We start from the raw sequence: 8487 nt of genomic DNA, 5'->3' as shown, positions 1-8487 counted from the left end.
ATCAAATTTATGAAGCAAAATCCGTTAAATATGATGCCCAACAACGAGTGGGAATGTACACGTGCGAAACGAATTGAGAGTATACAAAAGAATGAAAATAAATTCGTGAAAATACCATGCCAAGAGGCAGGATGGTGGTAACTATAAGAAGAGACTCCACTTTAATTTGTTGACATATGAAAAATAAATTGAGAAACTACTATACGGTCTGAGGGATATTCCTCTCCACCATGCACAACTTCAGACCACATTCCCCAGCCTGCCCGCAGGGGAAAACCTAAACAGCACCAGGGGACAGCTGCTTTGTCTTTTGGTGCTGTTTTCTTTTCAAGTTTCACTTAGAAAAAGCGAGGAATTTTGCAAGGAATCTAAATGATTCCTCTAAAAATTTATTAGTTCGATGAGGGGACATGCTGATTGACTTGAACGAGCTCAGAATGAATGTGTACCAGTTTCTAAAGTTCCCCTCTTGTTTATGCAACAATATAACCTATATTCGTTTGAAATTCTTTGAGTTATTTGAATGAGAAGGTGGATTAAACGTCTGCCCAAAAATCTACTCGATTTTATTAAATAAAGGAGCATCTATGTTATATAAGCTGTGCAGAATATGTTCCAACGAAAATGAATGGAAACATCCTACAGGCAATAAAAGTGGTAAATGTTTCTCAGGGCAAAATGGTTTTGGGATGGAGGAATGGATAAATAGAAATGATTGGACACTTTCAGGATATAAAAATATTCAAGATGAATGCTGTTATGCACATATAACATCACTATGGACGGAAACAGGTAAATATTGCGGTCAAGATGCAAAGATTTTCCTTTTTACTTATATAAATAGCCAAGCACTACTTGTTGGATATATTGATAGGGCTCGAATTATTGATGAAGAAGAATCATTATGGGCTGTACAGCAGTACCATCGTAATGGATGGCTACGCACAATGCGCGATGAAGTGAAAAATATTAACGGAAACACAAATATTTTTGAATACACTTCAATACGTTCTCAACCACTCTATTATATAAACATACGTTTTCTTCCAGAAGATATTCATTTTCTTTCTATACCACAACAGATTAATATACACTTTTGGCGTTATAAGAGAGCGTATGACTGGAACAACGACTATCTCCCTGTTAAACCTTTAGCTGTTAATCAAAATACACCATTAAATCGCTTCTCAGAAGAGATACGGTTTCGTCGAGCTATTAACGCCAAAGAGTATTCTCCCCGACAGGCTCCTATCCAAAATCGCTTATCGAAACAACTAGAAGATGTCTATGGCCCTCAAGGTTATCAAATATATTGTGAGGACAATCGAGTAGACATCTCAGTCCGTAAAAACGATAAAGTTAGTTTTCTAGAGATAAAACCAGCGAATACTGCCCGGGAAGCCATTCGTCTGGCCCTAGGTCAATTGCTCGAATACGCACACTACCCACAAGAAGATAAATCAAATAGACTTGTGATAGTAAGTGATGTTCCACTTGAGCAAAAAGATAAACAATATATTCAAAAATTGCAGAATACTTATGGGATACCACTTAGATATGTCTATTGGCCCAAAGGAAAAAAAAGGATTCCGCTAGATAAGCTAAAAGAGTGCATTCCGCCTTATGCATAAATTGAAAATATATTTACAAGAACCGGGATGGGGAGCCCCTCATCCCGGTTCTTGCTTTATGTTTGCTTGTCTTGAAGCACCTTGTAGAGGGTTGTCCTGCTCACCCCAAAATGAGCTGCGACTTCCGTTTTGCTCTGCCCATCAGCGACCATCTTGCGAGCGAGTTCTGCCTGTTCTGGTGTGAAGGATGGTTTGCGTCCTTTGTACTTCCCTGCGGCTTTCGCGATAGCGATACCTTCTCTCTGCCTTTCCCGGATCATGGCTCGTTCAAACTGGGCGACTGCGCCGATGATTTGGAGCTGGAGCTTCTGGAAGGGGTCTTCCGTTTTGCCTGCGGAAAAGGTGAGTCCTTCCTTGTGGAAGGAGACAGAAACATCTCGTTGGTTCAAGCTCTCGATGATTCGCAAAAGGTCCTGAAGATTGCGAGCGAGTCTGTCGATGCTGTGCACATGCAGCGTATCCCCATCACGAAGGTAATCCAGGCAAGCAGTCAGTTGGGGTCTGGATGTATCCTTTCCACTGCATCTGTCGGTAAAAACTTTGTCCAGGTGAAAACCATCGAGTTGCCGGGCTGTATTCTGATCTGTGCTGCTGACACGGATGTAGCCGATCTGCTTTCCTTCCATGCTTAGCCTCCAAATTGTTCAAATAAGATTATAGAGGCTAAACGTATTTGTCAATTAAAGACAAAAATAACCCTAAATGAACAAACTTATCCCTTTCGAATAGTGTTCATTTAGAGTCTACTCCAAATGCTCATTTCCAAAGAGGAGAAAGGGCGTCTACACCTTCCCTTTTCAAGCGTTCACGGATAAAATCATACCGCTATTTTCTCCAGGAGAACGCCATGACCTTTCGTGATATTCTTGCCAAGTTCCGCAACATCTCTTTTTCCGAACGGGATAAGGGGGATCGCTTTGAACGCCTAATGCAGGCTTTTCTGCAAACTGTTCCCTGGTATGAAGGCAAGTTCCAGCATGTCTGGCTCTGGAAAGAGTTCCCCTACAAGAACAACTTGGGTGGCAAGGATACCGGCATCGATCTGGTGGCCCAAACGGTGGAAGGTGACTTCTGGGCTATCCAGTGCAAGTGCTATGACGAAAAAGCTCGAATCGACAAACCTGCTGTGGACAGTTTTCTGGCAACATCCAGCAAGCAGTTCGTCAATGACCAGCTGCAAACGACTTCCTTTGCTCTGCGTCTCTGGATTTCCACGACCAACAAATGGGGTAGTGAGGCAGAAAATGCCATCAGGCACCAGGAACCCCCTGTTCAGCGAATTAGTCTTGCTGATCTTGAGAGTGCTCCTGTGGATTGGTCTGTGCTGGAGAAAGGAATCAGTGGTGCTCAGGCAAGGCAGAGCAAAAAAACGCCTCGACCGCATCAGCAGGCTGCAATCACAGCATTCCATGAGCATTTCCAGAGCAACGATCGTGGCAAACTGATTATGGCATGCGGTACAGGTAAAACCTACACCTCTCTGAAGATCGCGGAAAATCAAACCGAAGGAAAAGGTCTCGTTCTCTTTCTGGCTCCTTCCATTGCTCTGGTAGGACAAACCCTGCGTGAATGGACAGCGGAAGCCAGCAGCTCCCTTTTCCCTATCTGCATCTGCTCTGATCCTGAAGTCAGCAAAAGCAAGACCAAGGCTGATGATGAGCATGATGGATACAGCGTCACGGATTTGGCATTCCCTGCCTCTACCGATGTGGATGAAATCGTTCGCCAGCTGCGCTTGGCAGAGAAATTCCATACGGATGGATTGACCGTCGTTTTTTCCACCTACCAGTCCATTGCCGTCATAGCTCGTGCCCAGAAGGAATTTCAGCGGGAGTTCGATCTCATCATCTGTGATGAAGCACATCGCACAACGGGTGTTACCCTGAAGGATGAAGAAGAGTCCGCCTTCGTCAAAGTTCACGATGATGCCTTCATCCATGCCAAAAAGCGCATGTACATGACGGCTACTCCACGTCTGTATGCGGAAACCAGCAAGAAGAAAGCCCAAGAGGCGGATGCCTATCTCTGCTCGATGGATGATGAAGCCATGTACGGGCAGGAAGTCTTCCGTATCGGCTTTGGTGAGGCGGTGGATAAAAACCTTTTGGCTGACTACAAGGTATTGGTACTGACGCTGAGTGAAAGCCAGATTCCCGCTGCCCTGCAAGCTGCTGTAGCCGATAGAACCAAGGAGATCGATACAGATGATGCCAGCAAGCTCATCGGGTGTATCAATGCTCTCTCCAAGCGGATGCTCATCGACGAGGGACTGCTGAAAACATCCGATCCCTCTCCCATGCGCAAAGCTGTCGCTTTCTGCCAGAACATCAAGATTTCCAAAAAGATCAGTACCGTCTTCAATGATTTCAAGGACAGCTATTACGATAGTCTGACCCAGGCGGAACGGGATGAAATGGTGGGTGTGGCAGCACAGCATGTGGATGGAACCATGCCTGCTACGACTCGTGACGAAAAATTGTCCTGGCTCAACGCATCTCCTTCAGATGGCAATGAGTGTCGTATTCTGACGAATGTGCGCTGTCTTTCCGAAGGGGTGGACGTACCTTCCCTGGATGCCGTTCTTTTTTTGTCTGCCAGAAATTCCCAGATCGATGTGGTGCAATCTGTGGGGCGTGTAATGCGTACCGCACCCGGAAAAAAGTTTGGCTACATCATCATCCCTGTCCTGATTCCCTCCAATGTGAGCCCGGAAGAAGCCCTCAACGACAACAAACGCTTTGCTGTTGTCTGGACGGTATTGAACGCTTTGCGTGCCCATGATGACCGCTTCAGTGCCACGGTCAATAAGATCGATTTGAACCGCCACAAACCTGCTGGGGGTGGCAGTGTCTTGATTGGTCCCATCGGTGGAGATTCTTCACAATCTGATCAGGATGAAAGCGATATCGGACACAAAGGGGATGGGAAACGGCCTCCAGCTCAGCTTCCCTTGCCCATACCGCAGCTGGAAGAGCTGAAAAATGCCATCTATGCCCGCATGGTGCAAAAGGTGGGGAACAAACGCTATTGGGAGCAGTGGGCAGCGGATGTCGCCAAGATTGCACAGGGCTATATCGAGCGCATCAATCGTCTGATTGCGGTTCCTGGTCCTCACAAGGATGCTTTTGACGAGTTCCTTTCCGGCTTGCGCAAAAACATCAATCCCTCTGTCACTCCGGGGGAAGTGGTGGAGATGCTGGCCCAGCATCTGATAACCAAACCAGTCTTCGAAGCTCTGTTTGAGAACTATTCCTTTGTCCAGAACAATCCGGTTTCTCGTGCCTTGCAAGGAATGATCGATTTGCTGGAAGAACAGGCTCTGGAAAAGGATACCGTTGTCCTGTCACGCTTTTACGAATCCGTGAAGATGCGCGTTGCCGGGATCGACAACGCTGAGGGCAGACAGCGTATCATCGTTGAGCTGTACGACAAATTTTTCCGCACCGCCTTCCCTTTGACTGTGGAAAAACTGGGCATCGTCTACACTCCGGTGGAGATCGTGGATTTTATCAACCGTTCTGTAGCGGATGTTTTGCAGGCGGTATTCGGTCGTTCCCTTTCCGATGAAAACGTGCATATCCTTGATCCCTTTACCGGAACAGGAACTTTTATTGCTCGTATGATCGAAAGCGGTCTCATCACACCGGAAGCATTGCCTCGCAAATACAAACACGAACTCCATGCTAACGAGATTGTCCTGCTGGCCTATTATATCGCCTCCATCAACATTGAGAACGCCTACCACGCTGCTCAGGGGGAAAACACTGCCTACACTCCGTTCAATGGCATCTGTCTGACGGATACTTTCCAGCTGGGAGAAACAGACGATACCAATCGGCTCTATACTCCTGCACTACAGCAAAATTCTGAACGCGTACAGGCACAGCAAAAATCTCCCATCCAGGTCATCATTGGCAATCCTCCATATTCTGTGGGCCAGAAATCAGCTAATGATGATGCCCAGAATCAGTCCTATCCCCGTTTGGAACAGCGTATAGCCAGCACATATGCTGCTGGATCCACTGCTACCAATAAAAATGTGCTTTATGATTCTTATATTAAGGCATTCCGTTGGGCATCTGACAGGCTGGACAAACAGCAGGGGGGGATTATCGCCTTTATCACGAATGCTGGCTGGATTGATGGAAATGCAATGGCGGGATTACGCAAATGCTTGGAAGATGAATTTAGCGCTGCGTATGTCTTCAATCTGCGCGGGAACCAAAGGACAAGCGGAGAGACTTCTCGTCGGGAAGGTGGAAAAATTTTTGGCTCTGGTAGCCGGACTCCCATTGCCATCACTGTCCTTGTCAAAAAGCCTGGCCATCAGGGAAAAGCATTTATCCAGTACCATGACATCGGTGACTACCTGAGCCGGGAAGAGAAACTTGCCATCATCGCTCAAAAGCGCAGCATCCTTGATTCCAGCATGGAATGGACACATCTTCACCCCAATATTCATGGAGACTGGCTCAATCAGCGTAATGATATTTTCGGCAGTTTCATCCCCCTTGGCGATAAGGATAACAAGGGGAATAATCAGACGTTTTTTGTTCCCTATTATTCCAATGGACTAAAAACCCAACGAGATGCATGGTGCTACAATTTTTCTCAGAAAAATCTACATCATAATATCAAAGATACCATTGAATATTACAACAGAATAGTTGGATTAAATATAGTTACACCACTACTTGATCCAAAAAAAGTAAGTTGGACACGAGCTTTTCAAAATGACTTTCTGAAGAAACGTACTAAAAGGTTTGATCATCATGCAACGCATATAGCAACATATCGCCCATTTTGTAAGCAGTATGTATATTTCTCTTCTGAATTGAATGAGATGACATATCAAATTCCGAGACTTTTTCCTTCACTAAGAGCAAAAAATATGATCATCTGCGTCTCTGGTATTTCAGGGACGAAACAGAATACAGCATTTATTACAGAACAGATTCCTGATTTGAATTTATTGGATGCTGGAACGCAATGCTTCCCTCTCTACTACTATGAAAAGCGCTCTGTTTATCATCCGACACTTTTTGATACCGGTAATGAGGAATACACGCGCAAGGATGGCATCACCAACTTCATTCTGGAACGCTGCCGGGAAAGCTATGGCCCCAAAGTGACCAAGGAAGACATCTTCTACTACGTCTATGGTTTGCTGCACTCCCCTGATTACCGGAAAGCCTTTGCTGCGGACCTGAAAAAGATGCTGCCTCGTATCCCCCTGGTGGAGAAACCTGCGGATTTCTGGGCATTCAGTAAGGCAGGAAGAGCTCTGGCAGACCTGCACCTCAACTATGAGACACAGCCCGCATGCGGAGAGGTAGTTGTCGAAGGAACTGAGCATGGCAACTTCCATGTGGAGAAGATGCGCTTCCCTGACAAGAAAGATAAATCTGTCATCGAGTTCAACCCCTGGATCAAGCTGACCAACATCCCCCTGGAAGCCTACGATTATGTGGTCAATGGTCGATCCGCCATCGAGTGGGTCATGGAGCGCTATCAGATCAAGACCGACAAAGCTAGCGGCATCACCAACGATCCTAACGACTGGGCACAAGAACAGGGTAAGCCAAGGTATATCCTCGACTTGCTCCTGAGTGTGATTTCGGTGAGCATGCAAACACTATCGATTATAAAAACTCTTCCCAAATTACGTTTTTGCATGTAATAAGAAGGGAGATTGTTATGGAAAAACTTAAGTATACTGTTGAAGATAGTACAATAGCTGAGCTTTTAGGCGTTCAAAATTTTACTAATAAAGAATCAGCAGTATTAGAAATTGTCAAAAATGCCTATGATGCACAAGCAAAAAATATTTCGATTTCTTTTGATGAAGATGCCATAACTATCATAGACGATGGTATTGGTATGGATAAAAAAACAATATATGATAAATGGATGCACGTAGGCAAAAGTGATAAAAAATATATTTTACAAGATGAAATAGGCAGTGATGGACGTGTACTGGCTGGTTCAAAAGGCATTGGCCGCTTTGCATTAGCTCGTCTTGGTGAAATTGCTATTCTGTCCAGCACCCAAAAAGGAAAGCAATCCATAAAATGGACTACAGATTGGCAAGTAAGCTTTTTTGAAGATTCCAAAGAGTTAGGTGATTTGCTCCAGGGAACAAAAATAGAAATAACTAAATTGCGAGATAAATGGACTGAAAAATCAATAAAACAACTTATCGATTATTTATCTCTCACCTACAATGACGATAGGATGCATATTACAATTAATCCAAACTTTGGAAAAGATGTTAAATATATTTTTTCTACACCTCAATTAGGGAAAAATTTTGTCACGCAAATAAACTTAGCTTATAATGCATCAGAAACAAAGCTTCTATGGAGTTTAGATAGTGATGAATTCTATTCTTCAGCTCAAGAATATTGCAAAGATAATATTCATAGCGCACAACATGAAATTTTGATTACTCAAGAATTATTAGGTGATAAAGAAGTTGATATTTCCGAACAAGATCTTGAACAAATGTTAAAGGATGTTGGCGATTTTTCGGCAACTCTATATTTTTCACTTAAATCATGCACAAAACAAGACTGTGATAAATTTTTATATAAACACGACATTCTTGAAGATAGATATGATTGTGGCGTGATTTTATATAGAAATGCATTTAGTATTTCTTCATTCGAAGGTAAAAAAGACTGGCTATGTCTTAATCAACGTGTCCGGAAATCCCCAGCTGCTGCAACTCACCGAACTGGAGCATGGAGAGTTCGGGAAAATCAACTCTCTGGTAAAGTAGATATTGATAAAGAAAAAAATCCTTATCTGCAAGACATCGCTAACAGGCAAGGGTTACAGGAGAATGAATATTTCA

General features: G+C 44.2%; 4 protein-coding genes. 3 read left to right on the top strand and 1 reads right to left on the bottom strand.

Translation table 11 applies throughout. From position 1 onward, the window contains the following. Nucleotides 1-587 precede the first annotated feature (587 nt). On the top strand, nucleotides 588-1631 hold the full coding sequence (locus RDS42_RS15020; RefSeq protein ID WP_308783449.1) for a hypothetical protein: 1044 nt from the start codon (nucleotides 588-590) through the stop codon (nucleotides 1629-1631). A 56-nt stretch (nucleotides 1632-1687) separates the two neighbouring features. On the opposite strand, the gene RDS42_RS15015 is transcribed toward RDS42_RS15020, so the two are convergent. Continuing rightward, the gene (locus tag RDS42_RS15015) at nucleotides 1688-2257 is read right to left on the bottom strand and encodes a recombinase family protein (protein WP_308783448.1); all 570 of its coding nucleotides are present in this window, start codon (nucleotides 2255-2257) and stop codon (nucleotides 1688-1690) included. 221 nt (nucleotides 2258-2478) lie between these two features. Here RDS42_RS15015 and RDS42_RS15010 point away from each other — a divergent pair, with 221 nt between their 5' ends. Together RDS42_RS15010 and RDS42_RS15005 are read left to right on the top strand one after the other, a co-directional pair. Next, nucleotides 2479-7311 (top strand): type ISP restriction/modification enzyme, encoded by a 4833-nt coding sequence (locus tag RDS42_RS15010; RefSeq protein ID WP_308783447.1) that lies wholly within the window; start codon nucleotides 2479-2481, stop codon nucleotides 7309-7311. 17 nt (nucleotides 7312-7328) lie between these two features. Continuing rightward, the coding region (locus tag RDS42_RS15005) for an ATP-binding protein (RefSeq protein ID WP_308783446.1) at nucleotides 7329-8487 on the top strand (1159 nt) is incomplete at its 3' end.

Origin of the sequence: uncultured Blautia sp. (assembly GCF_902497045.1) — a bacterium.
Classification (GTDB): Bacteria; Bacillota; Clostridia; order Lachnospirales; family Lachnospiraceae; genus Blautia_A.
The sequence above is the reverse complement of the archived record's forward strand: the minus strand, read 5'-3'. Positions and strand labels throughout refer to the sequence as shown.